9 protein-coding genes are annotated in these 15863 nt (G+C 64.7%); 7 read left to right on the top strand and 2 right to left on the bottom strand.

Going from position 1 to position 15863, the window contains the following annotated elements; genetic code table 11:
- Window positions 1–7 precede the first annotated feature (7 nt).
- The gene (locus LG306_RS12520; RefSeq protein ID WP_404414979.1) at window positions 8–436 is read left to right on the top strand and encodes a molecular chaperone DnaJ; all 429 of its coding nucleotides are present in this window, start codon (window positions 8–10) and stop codon (window positions 434–436) included.
- Between the two features lie 3 nt (window positions 437–439).
- Here LG306_RS12520 and LG306_RS12515 read toward each other — a convergent pair whose 3' ends face one another.
- Window positions 440–991: an FKBP-type peptidyl-prolyl cis-trans isomerase gene (locus tag LG306_RS12515; RefSeq protein ID WP_404414977.1), complete on the bottom strand. Its 552-nt coding sequence runs from the start codon at window positions 989–991 to the stop codon at window positions 440–442.
- A gap of 340 nt (window positions 992–1331) precedes the next feature.
- Here LG306_RS12515 and rpoB point away from each other — a divergent pair, with 340 nt between their 5' ends.
- Both rpoB and rpoC read left to right on the top strand, forming a co-directional pair.
- A complete protein-coding gene (gene rpoB, locus LG306_RS12510) occupies window positions 1332–5447 on the top strand; it encodes a DNA-directed RNA polymerase subunit beta (protein ID WP_404414974.1) in 4116 nt (1371 codons plus the stop codon).
- Between the two features lie 103 nt (window positions 5448–5550).
- Entirely contained in the window at window positions 5551–9747 is a 4197-nt protein-coding gene (gene rpoC / locus LG306_RS12505; protein WP_404414971.1) for a DNA-directed RNA polymerase subunit beta', read from the top strand.
- Window positions 9748–10026: 279 nt separating this feature from the next.
- Here rpoC and LG306_RS12500 read toward each other — a convergent pair whose 3' ends face one another.
- Window positions 10027–10851, bottom strand: coding sequence for a hypothetical protein (locus LG306_RS12500; RefSeq protein ID WP_404414968.1), 825 nt, complete (start codon window positions 10849–10851; stop codon window positions 10027–10029).
- A 381-nt stretch (window positions 10852–11232) separates the two neighbouring features.
- Here LG306_RS12500 and rpsL point away from each other — a divergent pair, with 381 nt between their 5' ends.
- The 4 genes from rpsL to tuf all read left to right on the top strand — a co-directional run bounded on the left by rpsL (window position 11233) and on the right by tuf (window position 15685).
- Window positions 11233–11607, top strand: coding sequence for a 30S ribosomal protein S12 (gene rpsL / locus LG306_RS12495; protein WP_008260482.1), 375 nt, complete (start codon window positions 11233–11235; stop codon window positions 11605–11607).
- Window positions 11608–11688: 81 nt separating this feature from the next.
- On the top strand, window positions 11689–12162 hold the full coding sequence (gene rpsG, locus LG306_RS12490) for a 30S ribosomal protein S7 (RefSeq protein WP_017506744.1): 474 nt from the start codon (window positions 11689–11691) through the stop codon (window positions 12160–12162).
- 145 nt (window positions 12163–12307) lie between these two features.
- On the top strand, window positions 12308–14386 hold the full coding sequence (fusA, locus tag LG306_RS12485) for an elongation factor G (RefSeq protein ID WP_017506743.1): 2079 nt from the start codon (window positions 12308–12310) through the stop codon (window positions 14384–14386).
- Between the two features lie 108 nt (window positions 14387–14494).
- On the top strand, window positions 14495–15685 hold the full coding sequence (gene tuf / locus LG306_RS12480; protein WP_017506879.1) for an elongation factor Tu: 1191 nt from the start codon (window positions 14495–14497) through the stop codon (window positions 15683–15685).
- The last annotated feature ends 178 nt before the right edge of the window (window positions 15686–15863 follow it).

Below are 15863 nucleotides of genomic sequence, written 5' to 3'. Positions count from 1 at the left end.
TCGCCTGATGGGGTTGATCTGGCTGGCCCTGGCGGCGATCGCCGTCTGGGCGCTGGTGCGGCTGGGCCGACAGACCGAGCGACGCGGACGCGCTCACTGGCGCGTGACGGCGACCCTGCTGGGCGCAGTTCTGCTGGCCGGCGGCGCGCTTGCGGCGTTTCGTGGGTCGTGGCTGACGGCGGCGGCGTTGGCCGGGGCAGGGCTCTATCTGGCCTGGTCGTCCCGGCAGCGACCGATCATCCGATCCGAACCCATCAGCGAAGCGGACGCCCGCGCCGTACTAGGCGTCGGGCCAGCCGCGACCGAGGCCGAAATCCGCGCAGCCTGGAAACGCGCCATGGCCCGCGCCCATCCCGATCAGGGCGGCACGGAAGGGCTGGCGACGCGCGTCAACGCCGCGCGTGATCGGCTGCTGGGAAAAGCCGGGCGCCGCTGATCGTCAACCCGGCTTGACGTCCAGCAGTTCGACAGAGAAGCGCAGGGTCGAGTTGGGCGGCAGTTCGTCTCCACCGACCCAGCGCGAGCCATAGCCCAGCGAGGCGGGGATGACGAACTCGTAGATTTCCCCGACGCGCATCAGGGTCACGCCCTCGGTCCAGCCCTTGATCACGCGGTTCAGGGGGAATTCGGCCGGCTCGTTGCGGGCGTAGGAACTGTCGAACTCGCGCCCGTCGATGAAGGTGCCGCGATAGTGGACCTTGACCGTGTCGGTCGCCTTGGGCTGAGCACCCTCGGGGTGGGCCTTGCCGACGCGGCGGTATTGCAGGCCGCTTTCGGTGGTGGTCCAGCCGCGCCGGGCCCCATTCCAGGCGAGGTAGGCGGTATTGCCGGCGTCCCAGGCCTGCTGCGGCGTCAAGGCGCCTTGGCCGTTGACCTGATCCGCGGCGCGCGCGGCGGCCGAAGCCGTCTCGGCATAGGTCACCGGCTCGCGGTGGGTGGCGCAGGCGGAGAGGGCGAGAGCGGCGAGAAGGGGCAGGGCGATCCGTGTCATAAGGCGACGCTAGATCAGCCCATCGTCGCTCGCAACGAGATTGCTCGGCTCTGTCGAAAAGGTTCCCTGGGGCCTTTATTTCGTCGCGAATGCGCGTATATGTGCGCGCTCCGCAACACTCCATATGAGTCTGCGCGCAAGCGCCGAGGCCCGGTCCGTCGCCCTCCGACCGAGCGAAGGCGCGGCTCCTTCCCAGGGAGCCGGTCCATTTCAGGCGTCCTGGCCCGGCAGCGGGCCGAGGGTGGATGCCGAAACCCTGGCTGCGGACGCGGAAACGCGCGCCGTGGCTGCTGCATTTCACGCACGTCTTCCCCGGGGCGTGCGCCATGGGAAACACTGAATGACTGACGTCGCCCACGATCTCGCCATCAACGGTCAGATCGCTTCCGCCACCTCGTTCACCGGCAAGAAGCGCATCCGCAAATCCTTCGGGCGTATCCCCGAAGCGATCGCGATGCCGAACCTGATCGAGGTTCAGCGCGCTTCCTACGAACAGTTCCTGCAGCGCGAGGTCCGTCCGGGCGTCCGCAAGGAGCAAGGCATCGAGGCGGTCTTCAAGTCGGTGTTCCCGATCAAGGACTTCAACGAGCGCGCCATCCTGGAATACGTCTCGTACGAGTTCGAAGAGCCGAAGTACGACGTCGAGGAGTGCATTCAGCGCGACATGACCTATGCCGCGCCGCTGAAGGTCAAGCTGCGCCTGATCGTGTTCGAAACCGACGAGGAAACGGGAGCCCGTTCGGTCAAGGACATCAAGGAGCAGGACGTCTACATGGGCGACATCCCGCTCATGACGGACAAGGGCACCTTCATCGTCAACGGCACCGAGCGCGTGATCGTCTCGCAGATGCACCGTTCGCCGGGCGTCTTCTTCGACCACGACAAGGGTAAGACGCACTCGTCGGGCAAGCTGTTGTTCGCCGCCCGCGTGATCCCGTACCGCGGCTCGTGGCTCGACTTCGAGTTCGACGCCAAGGACGTGGTCTATGTCCGCATCGACCGCCGCCGCAAGCTGCCCGCCACGACCTTCCTGATGGGTCTGGGCATGGACGGCGAAGAAATCCTGAAGACCTTCTACGAGACCGTGCCTTACGAGAAGCGCGGCGAAGGCTGGGTCACGCCTTACAAGGCCGAGCGCTGGCGCGGGGTTAAGCCGGAGTTCGACCTGATCGACGCCGACACCGGCGAAGTGGTCGCCCAGGCCGGTCAGAAGATCAGCGCCCGCGCAGCCAAGAAGCTGGGCGAGACGACGACCTCGCTGTCGCTGGCCGCCGACGCCCTGGTCACCAAGTACTTGGCCAATGACGCCGTCAACTTCGAGACCGGCGAAATCTTCGCCGAGGCCGGCGACGAACTGGACGCCCCGACCATCGAAGTGCTGGAGCAAAACGGCTTCACCACCATCGAAGTGCTGGACATCGACCACGTCACGGTCGGCGCCTACATGCGCAACACCCTGCGCGTGGACAAGAACGACAACCGCGAGGACGCCCTGTTCGACGTCTATCGCGTGATGCGTCCGGGCGAGCCGCCCACCCCGGAAGCCGCCGAGGCCATGTTCAACTCGCTGTTCTTCGACAGCGAACGCTACGACCTGTCGGCCGTCGGCCGGGTCAAGATGAACATGCGTCTGGAAAGCCCCGAGGTCTCCGACGAGATCCGCGTTCTGCGCAAGGAAGACGTGCTGAAGGTGCTGCAGATCCTGGTCGGCCTGAAGGACGGCCGCGGCGAGATCGACGACATCGACAACCTGGGCAATCGCCGGGTCCGTTCGGTCGGCGAGCTGCTGGAAAACCAGTACCGCGTCGGTCTGCTGCGGATGGAGCGCGCCATCAAGGAGCGCATGTCCTCGGTCGATATCGACACGGTCATGCCGCACGACCTGATCAACGCCAAGCCGGCCGCCGCCGCGGTTCGCGAGTTCTTCGGTTCGTCGCAGCTGTCGCAGTTCATGGACCAGACGAACCCGCTGTCGGAAATCACCCACAAGCGTCGTCTGTCGGCGCTTGGCCCGGGCGGTCTGACGCGTGAGCGCGCGGGCTTCGAAGTCCGCGACGTGCACCCGACCCACTACGGCCGCATCTGCCCGATCGAAACGCCGGAAGGCCCGAACATCGGCCTGATCAACTCGCTGGCCACCCACGCGCGCGTCAACAAGTACGGCTTCATCGAGAGCCCGTACCGCCGCGTGAAGGACGGTCAGGCCCAGGGCGAGGTGGTCTACATCTCGGCCATGGAAGAGTCGAAGTACACGATCGCTCAGGCCAACATCGAACTGAAGAACGGCCAGATCGTTGAGGACCTGGTCCCTGGCCGGATCAACGGTGAATCCCAGCTCCTGAACAAGGACGCCGTGGACATGATGGACGTGTCGCCGAAACAGGTCGTTTCGGTCGCTGCGGCCCTGATCCCGTTCCTGGAAAACGACGACGCCAACCGCGCACTGATGGGCGCCAACATGCAACGCCAGGCCGTGCCTCTGGTGCAGTCGGACGCGCCGCTGGTCGGCACCGGCATGGAAGCGGTCGTGGCCGTGGACTCCGGCGCCGTCGTGGTCGCCCGTCGTGACGGCGTCGTCGAACAGATCGACGGCACCCGGATCGTCGTGCGCGCCACCGGCGACGTGGACGCCGCCCGCTCGGGCGTCGACATCTACCGCCTTTCGAAGTTCCAGCGTTCGAACCAGTCGACCTGCATCAACCAGCGCCCGATCGTGCGCGTGGGCGATCAGGTGAAGGGCGGCGACGTCATCGCCGACGGTCCGTCGACGGACCTGGGCGAACTGGCCCTGGGCCGCAACGCCCTGGTCGCCTTCATGCCCTGGAACGGCTACAACTTCGAAGACTCCATCCTGATTTCCGAGCGCATCGTGCGCGACGACGTCTTTACCTCGATCCACCTGGAAGAGTTTGAAGTCGCCGCCCGCGATACGAAGCTTGGCCCTGAGGAAATCACGCGCGACATCCCCAACGTCGGCGAAGAAGCCCTGCGCAACCTCGACGAAGCGGGCATCGTGGCCATCGGCGCCGAGGTTCAGCCGGGCGACATCCTGGTCGGCAAGGTGACGCCGAAGGGTGAGTCGCCCATGACGCCGGAAGAGAAGCTGCTGCGCGCCATCTTCGGCGAGAAGGCTTCGGACGTGCGCGATACCTCCCTGCGCCTGCCGCCCGGCGTCGCCGGCACGATCGTCGATGTTCGCGTCTTCAACCGTCACGGCGTCGACAAGGACGAGCGCGCCATGGCGATCGAACGCGCCGAGATTGAACGTCTGGGCAAGGACCGCGACGACGAGCTCAAGATCCTCGAGCGCAACGTCTATGGCCGCCTGAAGCCGCTGATCGTGGGCAAGAACGCCGTGTCGGGGCCCAAGGGCATCGGCCGTGGCGAACTGACCGACGAGAAGCTGGCCGAGGTCAGCCGTGGTCTGTGGTGGCAGATCGCCCTGGACGACGAAAAGGCCATGGGCGAGCTGGAAGCGATGAAGCGCCAGTTCGAGGACGCTCGCAAGCAACTGGACCGTCGTTTCGAAGACAAGGTCGAGAAGCTGCAGCGCGGCGACGAACTGCCCCCCGGCGTGATGAAGATGGTCAAGGTCTTCGTGGCCGTGAAGCGCAAGCTTCAGCCCGGCGACAAGATGGCCGGCCGTCACGGCAACAAGGGCGTCATCTCCAAGATCCTGCCGATCGAGGACATGCCGCACCTTGAAGACGGCACCCACGTCGACGTCGTTCTGAACCCGCTGGGCGTGCCTTCGCGCATGAACATCGGCCAGATCTTCGAAACCCACCTGGGTTGGGCCGCCGCCGGTCTGGGCAAGCAGATCTCCGGTCTGCTGGAAGCCTGGCAAGGGGGTGGTCAGAAGCAGGCTCTGATCGAGCGTTTGACCGAAATCTACGGCCCGGAAACCCCGCTGCCGGAAGATGAGGAAGAACTGGTCGAACTGGCGAAGAACCTGTCCAAGGGCGTCCCCTTCGCGACCCCGGTCTTCGACGGCGCGCACATCGGCGACATCGAGCGTCTGCTGGAAGAGGCGGGGCTGAACAAGTCGGCCCAGTCGATCCTGTACGACGGTCAGACCGGCGAGCAGTTCAAGCGTCCGGTCACGGTCGGCTACATCTACATGCTGAAGCTGCACCACTTGGTCGACGACAAGATCCACGCCCGCTCCATCGGCCCGTACTCGCTGGTCACCCAGCAGCCGCTGGGCGGCAAGGCGCAGTTCGGCGGTCAGCGCTTCGGGGAAATGGAGGTCTGGGCTCTGGAAGCTTACGGCGCCGCCTACACCCTGCAGGAGATGCTGACGGTGAAGTCCGACGACGTGGCCGGCCGGACCAAGGTCTACGAGGCCATCGTCCGTGGCGACGACAGCTTCGAGGCCGGCATTCCCGAGAGCTTCAACGTGCTCATCAAGGAAATGCGTTCGCTGGGTCTGAACGTGGAGCTGGGGAACAGCTGATTCGGATCACGAGCCCTCTCTCGCCACGGCGGGGGAGGGCGATCCCTCCGCTTTTCTCCGTTCTGAATAATTTTCGCGGGTCAGCCCCGCAGAAGGAATCAAGATGAACCAGGAAGTCCTGAACATCTTCAACCCGGTCCCGGTCACCCCGACCTTCGACCAGATCAAGATCGCCCTGGCCTCGCCCGAGAAGATCCGTTCGTGGTCGTTCGGCGAGATCAAGAAGCCGGAAACCATCAACTACCGTACGTTCAAGCCCGAGCGTGACGGCCTGTTCTGCGCGCGTATCTTTGGCCCGACCAAGGATTACGAATGCCTGTGCGGCAAGTACAAGCGCATGAAGTACAAGGGCATCATCTGCGAGAAGTGCGGCGTCGAAGTCACCCTGGCCCGCGTTCGCCGCGAGCGCATGGGTCACATCGACCTGGCTGCGCCGGTCGCCCACATCTGGTTCCTGAAGTCGCTGCCCAGCCGCATCTCGCTGATGCTGGACATGGCGCTGAAGGACGTCGAGCGCGTCCTGTACTTCGAAAACTACATCGTCACAGAGCCGGGCCTGACCCCGCTGAAGCAGAACCAACTGCTGACGGAAGACGAGTTCTATCGCTATCAGGAAGAGTTCGGCGATGACGGCTTTACCGCCGAAATCGGCGCCGAGGCCGTCCGCAACCTGCTGATGGGCATCGACCTGAACGCGGAAGCCGAAAAGCACCGCGCAGAGCTGGCCGACAATCCCTCGGAAATGAAGGCCAAGAAGGCGTCCAAGCGCCTGAAGCTGATCGAAGCCTTCCTGGAATCGGGCAACAAGCCCGAGTGGATGATCCTGACGATCGTGCCGGTCATCCCGCCGGAACTGCGTCCGCTGGTGCCGCTGGACGGCGGTCGTTTCGCGACCTCCGACCTGAACGACCTGTATCGCCGCGTCATCAACCGCAACAATCGCCTGAAGCGCCTGATGGAGCTGCGCGCGCCGGACATCATCATCCGTAACGAAAAGCGGATGCTGCAGGAGTCTGTCGACGCCCTGTTCGACAACGGCCGTCGAGGTCGCGTGATCACGGGCGCCAACAAGCGTCCGCTGAAGTCGCTGGCCGACATGCTGAAGGGCAAGCAGGGTCGCTTCCGTCAAAACCTGCTGGGCAAGCGCGTCGACTATTCGGGTCGTTCGGTCATCACCGTGGGTCCGGAACTGAAGCTGCACGAGTGCGGCCTGCCCAAGAAGATGGCGCTGGAGCTGTTCAAGCCGTTCATCTATGCGCGCCTGGACGCCAAGGGCCTGTCGGGCACCGTCAAGCAATCCAAGCGCATGGTCGAGCGCGAGCAGCCCGCCGTCTGGGACATCCTGGATGAGGTCATCCGCGAGCACCCGGTTCTGCTGAACCGCGCGCCGACGCTTCACCGCCTGGGCATCCAGGCGTTCGAGCCCAAGCTGATCGAGGGCAAGGCCATCCGCCTGCACCCGCTGGTCTGCACCGCCTTCAACGCCGACTTCGACGGCGACCAGATGGCCGTTCACGTCCCGCTGAGCCTCGAGGCCCAGCTGGAAGCGCGCGTCCTGATGATGTCGACCAACAACATCCTGTCGCCCGCCAACGGCAAGCCGATCATCGTGCCGTCGCAGGACATCGTTCTGGGTCTGTACTATCTGTCGCTGGTCAAGGACGGCGAGCCGGGCGAAGGCAAGCTGTTCGCCAACATCGGCGAGATCGATGCGGCGTTGGACGCCAAGGTCGTCACCCTGCACACGCGCATCAAGGCGCGCTGGACGGAACAGGACGCCGAAGGCAAGGAGGTGACCAAGGTCATCGACACCACGCCAGGCCGGATGAAGCTGGCGGCTCTGCTGCCGCGTAACCCGAACGTCGGCTATCGCCTGCTCGAGAAGAACCTGACCAAGAAGGAAATCGGCAATCTGATCGACGTGGTCTATCGCCACTGCGGTCAGAAGGCGACGGTCATCTTCGCTGACCAGATGATGGGCCTGGGCTTCCGTGAAGCCGCCAAGGCCGGCATTTCGTTCGGCAAGGACGACATCGTGATCCCGGCCAAGAAGGTCGAGCTGGTCGCCGAGACCCGCACCCAGGTCGAGGAGTACGAGCAACAGTACGCCGACGGCCTGATCACGCGCGGCGAGAAATACAACAAGGTGGTCGACGCCTGGTCCAAGGCCACGGACCGGATCGCCGACGCCATGATGGGCGAGATTGCGCAACCGCGCGTGCTGATCGAGGGTGAAAACCCCGACATCAACTCGGTCTTCATGATGGCCAACTCCGGCGCCCGTGGTTCGCAGGCGCAGATGAAGCAACTGGGCGGCATGCGCGGCCTGATGGCCAAGCCGTCCGGCGAGATCATCGAGACGCCGATCACCTCGAACTTCAAGGAAGGCCTGACCGTCCTTGAATACTTCAACTCCACCCACGGCGCCCGTAAGGGTCTGGCCGACACCGCGCTGAAGACCGCCAACTCGGGTTACCTGACCCGCCGTCTGGTGGACGTGGCGCAGGACTCCATCGTCACCGAGCAGGATTGCGGCTCGACGCGCGGCATCACGCTGCGTGCGGTGATGGAAGGCGGCGACGTGCTGGTCTCGCTGGGTCAGCGCATCCTGGGTCGCTATGCGGCCGAGGACATCAAGGAGCCGGGCACGGATACCGTCCTGTTCCCCGCCGACACCTATCTGGTGGAAGAAGTCGCCGAGGCCGTCGAGGCTGCGGGCGTCCAGTCGGTCAAGGTCCGTTCGGCCCTGACCTGCGAGGCGGACGCCGGCATCTGCGCCCACTGCTACGGCCGTGACCTGGCGCGCGGCACCAACGTCAACATCGGCGAAGCGGTCGGCGTCATCGCCGCCCAGTCGATCGGCGAGCCGGGCACCCAGCTGACGATGCGGACCTTCCACATCGGCGGTACGGCTCAGGTGGCGGAAACCTCCTTCATGGAGGCGACCAACGCTGGTACGGCCAAGGTCACCGGCCCGACCGTCGTCGCGGCCCACGGCGATCTGGTGGCCATGAGCCGCAACGTCATCGTGACCGTGGTCGTCGACGGCAAGGACCGCGAGACGCACAAGGCTCCTTACGGCGCCCGCATCCGCGTCAAGGACGGCGACGAGGTCAAGAAGAACCAGCGCCTGGCGGAGTGGGACCCCTACACCACCCCGATCCTGACGGAAGTCGGCGGCGTCGTGCGCTTCGAGGACCTGGTCGAAGGCCTGTCGGTCAAGGAAGAAACCGACGAAGCGACCGGCATCGCCCAGCGCGTCGTCAGCGACTGGCGCGCCAGCCCGCGCGGCTCGGACCTGCGTCCGGCCATGGGCGTCACCCTGGGCGACGCCTACGCCAAGCTGTCGTCCGGTTCGGACGCCCGCTATCTGCTGCCCGTGGGCGCGGTTCTGTCCGTGTCGAACGGCGATGAGGTCAAGCCGGGCGAAATCATCGCTCGCGTTCCGACCGAAGGCGCCAAGACCCGCGACATCACCGGCGGTCTGCCGCGCGTTGCCGAACTGTTCGAAGCTCGCCGTCCGAAGGACTGCGCGGTCATCGCCGAGATGGATGGTCGCGTCGAATTCGGCCGCGACTACAAGAACAAGCGTCGTATCAAGATCACGCCCGAGCCCAACGCCGACGGCGTGCAGGGCGAACCGGTCGAGTTCCTGATCCCGAAGGGCAAGCACATCTCCGTCCACGACGGCGATCTGATCCAGAAGGGCGACTACATCATCGACGGCAACCCGGATCCGCACGATCTGCTGCGCATTCAGGGCGTCGAGGCGCTGGCCGAGTATCTGGTGAACGAAGTGCAGGAGGTCTATCGACTGCAGGGCGTGCCGATCAACGACAAGCACATCGAAGTCATCGTGCGTCAGATGCTGCAGAAGGTGGAAGTGCTGGATTCGGGTGAAACCACCTTGATCCGCGGCGACACCGTCGAAGTCGCCGAAGCCGTGCTGGAAAACGCAAAGGTCGAGAAGCGTGGCGGCCGTCTGGCCACCACCCAGCCCGTCCTGCTGGGCATCACCAAGGCGTCGCTGCAAACCCGCAGCTTCATCTCGGCGGCGTCCTTCCAGGAGACCACCCGCGTCCTCACCGACGCCTCGGTCCACGGCAAGAAGGACATGCTGGAAGGCCTGAAGGAAAACGTCATCGTCGGCCGCTTGATCCCGGCCGGCACCGGCGCCTACCTGCGCAGCCTGCAGAAGATCGCCAACGAGCGTGATGCAGAACTGACCTCGGCCCTGGAAGAGGCGATCGAGCCGCTGCCGGCCGATCTGCAACTGGAGCTGGAGAGCAGCGAAAGCTGATCGTCCGCTTCAAGAGCGAAGACATGAAGGGGCGGCGCCGGCGACGGCGCCGCCCTTTTTCTATGAGCCGTTGACCGCGCCTTGATTGTGGGAGAGCTTTCCTTCTCATTGTGAGAGGGGAGGATGCGTCATGACCAAGAAACGGGCTTCGCCCGTCGTGATGGTCCTTAATGTCGTCCTCTGGTGCGGTGTGGGTTACGTCGGTCTAGCCATAGCCGCGATGCATCTTGGCGAGGTTATGCACGACATCCACTGCCTGGATCATCGCTGACCTCATTGTCAGTCTTTACCGCCGAGTCGTACTCCGCCGATGCTGGCTGAGAAGCCCTGGCGGCGGCGTTCGCCTCGATTGATTGTCGTCTCTGCGCCTTGACGCATGTCAACGCCGGGAACGTCGGGCAATAGGGCGCCGGCGCAGCCCGTGCCGAAGTTCGAGCCGACGCAGTCCGCCGGACCCACCACGCCGACGCCGCCGGACAGAGGACGACGGCGCGCCTCCCATTCAGCCAGACGCCGCGCGCCTTCGCGCGCAAAGGCGGCGTCACGCTCGGGGTTGCCCGTGCCGGTGATCGGAGCGGCGTTCATGCCGCGTCGCATGGCGTCCTCGCGGCAATGGGCGCGCTCGGCCGCGTTGAGTTGTTGCGGCGTGGTGCAGCCGATCAGGCCCTGACGCAAAACGCGCGACATGGCGCCGGCGCGGTCGTTCGGATTGACCGTCCAGGCGTCCGGCGGCGCGGGCGCGCCCTGCGGCGCCGGCGCGGCGATCCGCGGACGGATCGGGGCAGGGCGACTGTCCGGCGGCGTCGCCTGGCGCGGGGAGGGCGTCTGAACCGTCGGGCGCGCGTCCTGCGCGGACGCCGCCATGTCGTCGACTGCGGGCGCTTGGACCGGCGTTCTAGGCCGCTCGTCGGGCAGCAGGGGGCGGGGCGTAATGTCGACGTAGATCGGCGGTTGTTCGGGCGCGACGACGTCGCCCTCTATGCCCAGGGCCGTGAACGACAGGAAGGCGATCAGCGCGGTGTTGATCGCCACCGACGCCGTCGCCAAGCCCGCCTTTCGCCAGTCCAGGCGCCGCTCTGGTCGCGTCAGCTGTGCAAACGCCAATGCGTCGCCCCCCTTGATCCGATGCAAGCTGTGCTAGAAGCATGGCCGCTTTCGGGCGGAGGGCGAACCGACGGCGAGAGAAGCGACGCGGGTTTCCGCTCAGAAGATTAGCGCCGCCTTGACCTTCGCGCCCATCGCGCGTAGAAGCCGCCCACTTTCGAGGCGTGGCCGGTTCGCCGGTCGCTGAGATCGTGACAATAGAACGGACGGGCTGTGCCCGCCGGAACGCCCAAAGCGCGCGTTCCGGTTTTTCTGTTTGTCCCTGTCGCATCTCGGTCTCGATGACACCCGGGCGAGGGGATGGTCCCCCGTTCACAAGAAGGCGAGAGGCGCTTCGGTCGAAAGACACACGCCTCCATCAGAAGTCGAGACGAGTTTCGAATGCCTACGATCAACCAGCTGATCCGCAAGCCGCGCAAGCCCAAGCCCACCCGCAACAAGGTGCCGGCTCTGGAGGGCTCGCCCCAGCGTCGCGGCGTCTGCACCCGCGTTTACACCACGACCCCGAAGAAGCCGAACTCGGCTCTGCGTAAGGTCGCCAAGGTCCGTCTGGCCAAGAACGGCTACGAAGCCGTGTGCTACATCCCCGGCGAAGGCCACAACCTGCAAGAACACTCGGTTGTTCTGATCCGCGGCGGCCGCGTGAAGGACTTGCCCGGCGTTCGCTACCACATCCTGCGCGGCGTTCTGGATACCCAAGGCGTCAAGGACCGTAAGCAGCGTCGTTCGCACTACGGCGCCAAGCGTCCGAAGTAAGCCATTCTTCTCCGGGCCGTCGCGCCCGGAGGCATTTTCGAGATCATCCCGGCGCTGGTCGGGCACTGCAAGGAATACCCCATGTCGCGTCGTCACCGCGCCCAGAAACGTGAAGTCCTGCCGGATCCCAAGTTCGGGGACCTGGTCGTCACCAAGTTCATGAACTACGTCATGTACGAAGGTAAGAAGGCCGTCGCCGAGAACATCGTGTACGGCGCCTTCGATATCCTGGCCGAGAAGAAGAAGGACCAGGAGCCGGTCGCGACCTTCCACGCCGCTCTGGAAAACGTCTCTCCGTCGGTCGAAGTGCGCTCGCGTCGCGTCGGCGGCGCCACCTATCAGGTGCCCGTCGAAGTCCGTCCGGACCGTCGTCGCGCCCTGGCCATCCGCTGGCTGGTGAACGCTGCGCGCAAGCGTGGCGAGAACACCATGACCGAAAAGCTGGCCGCCGAACTGCTGGACGCCTCGAACAACCGCGGCACCGCGGTCAAGAAGCGCGAAGACACCCACAAGATGGCCGAAGCCAACCGCGCCTTCAGCCACTATCGCTGGTAACGCCTTCAAAGCGTCATCTGCGCTGACTATCTAAGGCTATCCGGTGCGGGCGGTTTGAGCTAAATCGCCCGCACTCGCTTATCCGAACACCGACATCCTTCCGTGGGCGCCCTTTGCGTCCTGAAAACTTTCAAGGCACGTTTCCATGGCACGTACGCACGCGCTCCAGGACTACCGCAACTTCGGCATCATGGCCCACATCGACGCGGGCAAGACGACGACGACCGAGCGGATCCTGTATTACACCGGCAAATCCCACAAGATCGGCGAAGTCCACGACGGCGCTGCGACCATGGACTGGATGGACCAGGAGCAGGAGCGCGGCATCACCATCACGTCCGCCGCGACGACCGCCTTCTGGCAGAACAAGCGCCTGAACATCATCGACACCCCAGGCCACGTGGACTTCACCATCGAAGTCGAACGCAGCTTGCGCGTCCTCGACGGCGCCGTGACGGTTCTGGACGGCAACGCCGGCGTTGAGCCGCAGACCGAAACCGTCTGGCGCCAGGCCGACAAGTACAAGGTTCCGCGCATCGTCTTCGTCAACAAGATGGACAAGATCGGCGCCGACTTCGACGCCTCGGTCGAGTCGATCCGCGACCGTCTGGGCGCCAAGGCCGTGCCGATCCAGTTCCCGATCGGCGCCGAATCCTCGCTGTCGGGCCTGGTCGACCTGGTCCGCATGACCGGCGTGGTCTGGGACAACGACGGCCTGGGCGCCTCCTACAAGGATGTGCCGATCCCCGACGACCTGATGGACAAGGCGATCGCTGCGCGTCAGTACCTGATCGACAACGCCGTTGAGCTGGACGACGAGGCGATGGAAGCCTACCTCGAAGGCAACGAGCCCGACGAAGCCACCATCAAGAAGTGCATCCGTAAGGCCGTTCTGACCGGCGCCTTCTATCCGATCCTGTGCGGCTCGGCCTTCAAGAACAAGGGCGTGCAGACGCTGCTGGACGCCGTCGTCGACTATCTGCCGTCGCCGCTGGACATCCCGCCGACCCCGGGCATCGACTTCAAGACCGAAGAGCCCGTCGTGCGTAAGGCCTCGGATGAAGAGCCCCTGTCGGTCCTGGCCTTCAAGATCATGGACGACCCTTTCGTCGGCTCGCTGACCTTCTGCCGCCTGTACTCGGGCAAGATGGAAACGGGCATGAGCCTGCTGAACTCCAGCCGTGACAAGAAAGAGCGCGTCGGCCGGATGCTGCAGATGCACTCCAACAACCGTGAAGACGTCAAGGAAGCCTACGCCGGCGACATCGTCGCCCTGGCCGGCCTGAAGGAAACCCGCACGGGCGACACCCTGTGCGACCCGATCAAGTCGCCCGTCATCCTGGAGAAGATGGAGTTTCCGGCGCCGGTCATCGAAATCTCGGTCGAGCCCAAGACCAAGGGTGATCAGGAGAAGCTAGGCGTCGCCCTAGCCAAGCTGGCCTCGGAAGATCCCTCCTTCACCGTCTCGACCGACCACGAGTCGGGCCAGACGATCCTGAAGGGCATGGGCGAGCTGCACCTGGACATCAAGATCGACATCCTGAAGCGCACCTACAAGGTCGAGGCCAACATCGGCGCGCCGCAGGTCGCCTATCGTGAATCGCTGGGCCGCAAGGTCGACATCGACTACACGCACAAGAAGCAGACCGGCGGTACGGGCCAATTCGCCCGCGTCATGATCACCTTCGAACCCGGCGAGCCGGGCTCGGGCTTCGTGTTCGAGAACTCGATCGTGGGCGGCGCGGTGCCGAAGGAATATATCCCCGGCGTCGAAAAGGGCCTGAACTCGGCCAAGGACAACGGCCTGCTGGCCGGCTTCCCGCTGATCGACTTCAAGGCGACCCTGACGGACGGCAAGTTCCACGACGTCGACTCCAGCGTGCTGGCGTTCGAAATCGCGGCCCGCGCCGCCTTCCGCGAACTGAAGGAAAAGGGTTCGCCCAAGCTGCTCGAGCCGATCATGGCGGTGGAAGTCGTGACCCCCGAGGAATACCTCGGCTCGGTCATCGGCGACCTGAACGGCCGTCGCGGCATGATCCAGGGTCAGGACATGCGCGGCAACGCCACCGTCGTGAACGCCTTCGTGCCGCTGGCCAACATGTTCGGCTATGTGAACACGCTGCGCGGCATGTCGCAGGGCCGCGCCCAGTTCACCATGCAATACGACCACTACGAGCCGGTGCCGCAACACGTCGCCGACGAAGTGATCAAGAAGTACGCCTAAGCTTTCCCTTTTCGGAAAGCCCGCCTATATGCGCCCGGACCGTAAGGACCGGGCGTCCTTAACCCCAAACTGCAGGAACCCCGGTTCGGGGACCTTAGGAGCTAGAAAATGGCCAAGGAAAAGTTCGAACGGACTAAGCCGCACTGCAACATCGGCACGATTGGTCACGTTGACCACGGCAAGACGACGTTGACGGCTGCGATCACGATGACGCTGGCGAAGGCCGGCGGCGCGAAGGCGATGAACTACGCCGACATCGACGCTGCGCCGGAAGAGAAGGCTCGCGGCATCACGATCAACACCGCGCACGTGGAATATGAGACGGCCAACCGTCACTACGCCCACGTCGACTGCCCCGGCCACGCCGACTATGTGAAGAACATGATCACCGGCGCCGCGCAGATGGACGGCGCGATCCTGGTGGTGTCGGCCGCTGACGGCCCGATGCCGCAGACCCGCGAGCACATCCTGCTGGCGCGTCAGGTCGGCGTGCCGGCCCTGGTGGTCTTCATGAACAAGGTCGACCTGGTCGACGACGAAGAGCTGCTCGAGCTGGTCGAGATGGAAGTGCGCGAGCTGCTGAGCAGCTACCAGTTCCCCGGCGACGACATTCCGATCACCAAGGGTTCGGCCAAGGCCGCGACCGACGGCGTGAACCCGGAAATCGGCGAACAGCGCGTTCTGGCCCTGATGGAAACCGTCGACGCCTACATCCCGCAGCCGGAGCGTCCGGTCGACCTGCCGTTCCTGATGCCGGTCGAAGACGTGTTCTCGATCTCGGGCCGCGGCACCGTGGTCACGGGCCGCGTCGAGAAGGGCATCATCAAGGTCGGTGAGGAAGTCGAGATCGTCGGCATCCGTCCGGTCCAGAAGACGACCTGCACGGGCGTGGAAATGTTCCGCAAGCTGCTGGACCAAGGTCAAGCGGGCGACAACGTCGGCGTGCTGCTGCGCGGCACCAAGCGTGAAGACGTCGAGCGCGGCCAGGTGCTGTGCAAGCCGGGCTCCATCACCCCGCACACCAAGTTCCTGGCCGAAGCCTACATCCTGACCAAGGAAGAAGGCGGTCGTCACACCCCGTTCTTCACGAACTATCGCCCGCAGTTCTACTTCCGCACGACGGACGTGACCGGCATCGTTCAGCTGAAGGAAGGCGTCGAGATGATCATGCCGGGCGACAACGCCGAGCTGAACGTCGAACTGATCACCCCGATCGCGATGGACCAGGGCCTGCGCTTCGCCATCCGTGAAGGCGGCCGCACCGTCGGCGCCGGCGTCGTGGCCAAGATCATCGCCTAACCCAAACGGCCTCAAGCCGCGCGCCTCCGCGAGGCGCGCATAGGCCGAAAGACAAAGTCGCGTAACAGAGCGGCCCCCGGAGCAATCCGGGGGCCGTTTTGCTGTGGCTGAGCCAGCGGCGCCCGCAACGCGCCGGACATTAAGGCGTTGAGATCGTCTGCCCAACAGCCAAGGTTCA

Source organism: Brevundimonas vesicularis, from assembly GCF_044807075.1.
GTDB lineage: Bacteria > Pseudomonadota > Alphaproteobacteria > Caulobacterales > Caulobacteraceae > Brevundimonas > Brevundimonas vesicularis_G.
Note: the sequence above shows the minus strand (reverse complement) of the source record. Positions and strands in the feature narration are given on the sequence as shown.

Bases quoted from the DNA above. Each gene is read 5' to 3' on its own strand.
- rpsL (WP_008260482.1), top strand. From the start codon at position 11,233: ATGCCTACGATCAACCAGCTGATCCGCAAGCCGCGCAAGCCCAAGCCC.
- fusA (WP_017506743.1), top strand. From the start codon at position 12,308: ATGGCACGTACGCACGCGCTCCAGGACTACCGCAACTTCGGCATCATG.
- LG306_RS12515 (WP_404414977.1), bottom strand. From the start codon at position 991: ATGACACGGATCGCCCTGCCCCTTCTCGCCGCTCTCGCCCTCTCCGCC.
- tuf (WP_017506879.1), top strand. From the start codon at position 14,495: ATGGCCAAGGAAAAGTTCGAACGGACTAAGCCGCACTGCAACATCGGC.
- rpoB (WP_404414974.1), top strand. From the start codon at position 1,332: ATGACTGACGTCGCCCACGATCTCGCCATCAACGGTCAGATCGCTTCC.
- rpsG (WP_017506744.1), top strand. From the start codon at position 11,689: ATGTCGCGTCGTCACCGCGCCCAGAAACGTGAAGTCCTGCCGGATCCC.
- rpoC (WP_404414971.1), top strand. From the start codon at position 5,551: ATGAACCAGGAAGTCCTGAACATCTTCAACCCGGTCCCGGTCACCCCG.
- LG306_RS12520 (WP_404414979.1), top strand. From the start codon at position 8: ATGGGGTTGATCTGGCTGGCCCTGGCGGCGATCGCCGTCTGGGCGCTG.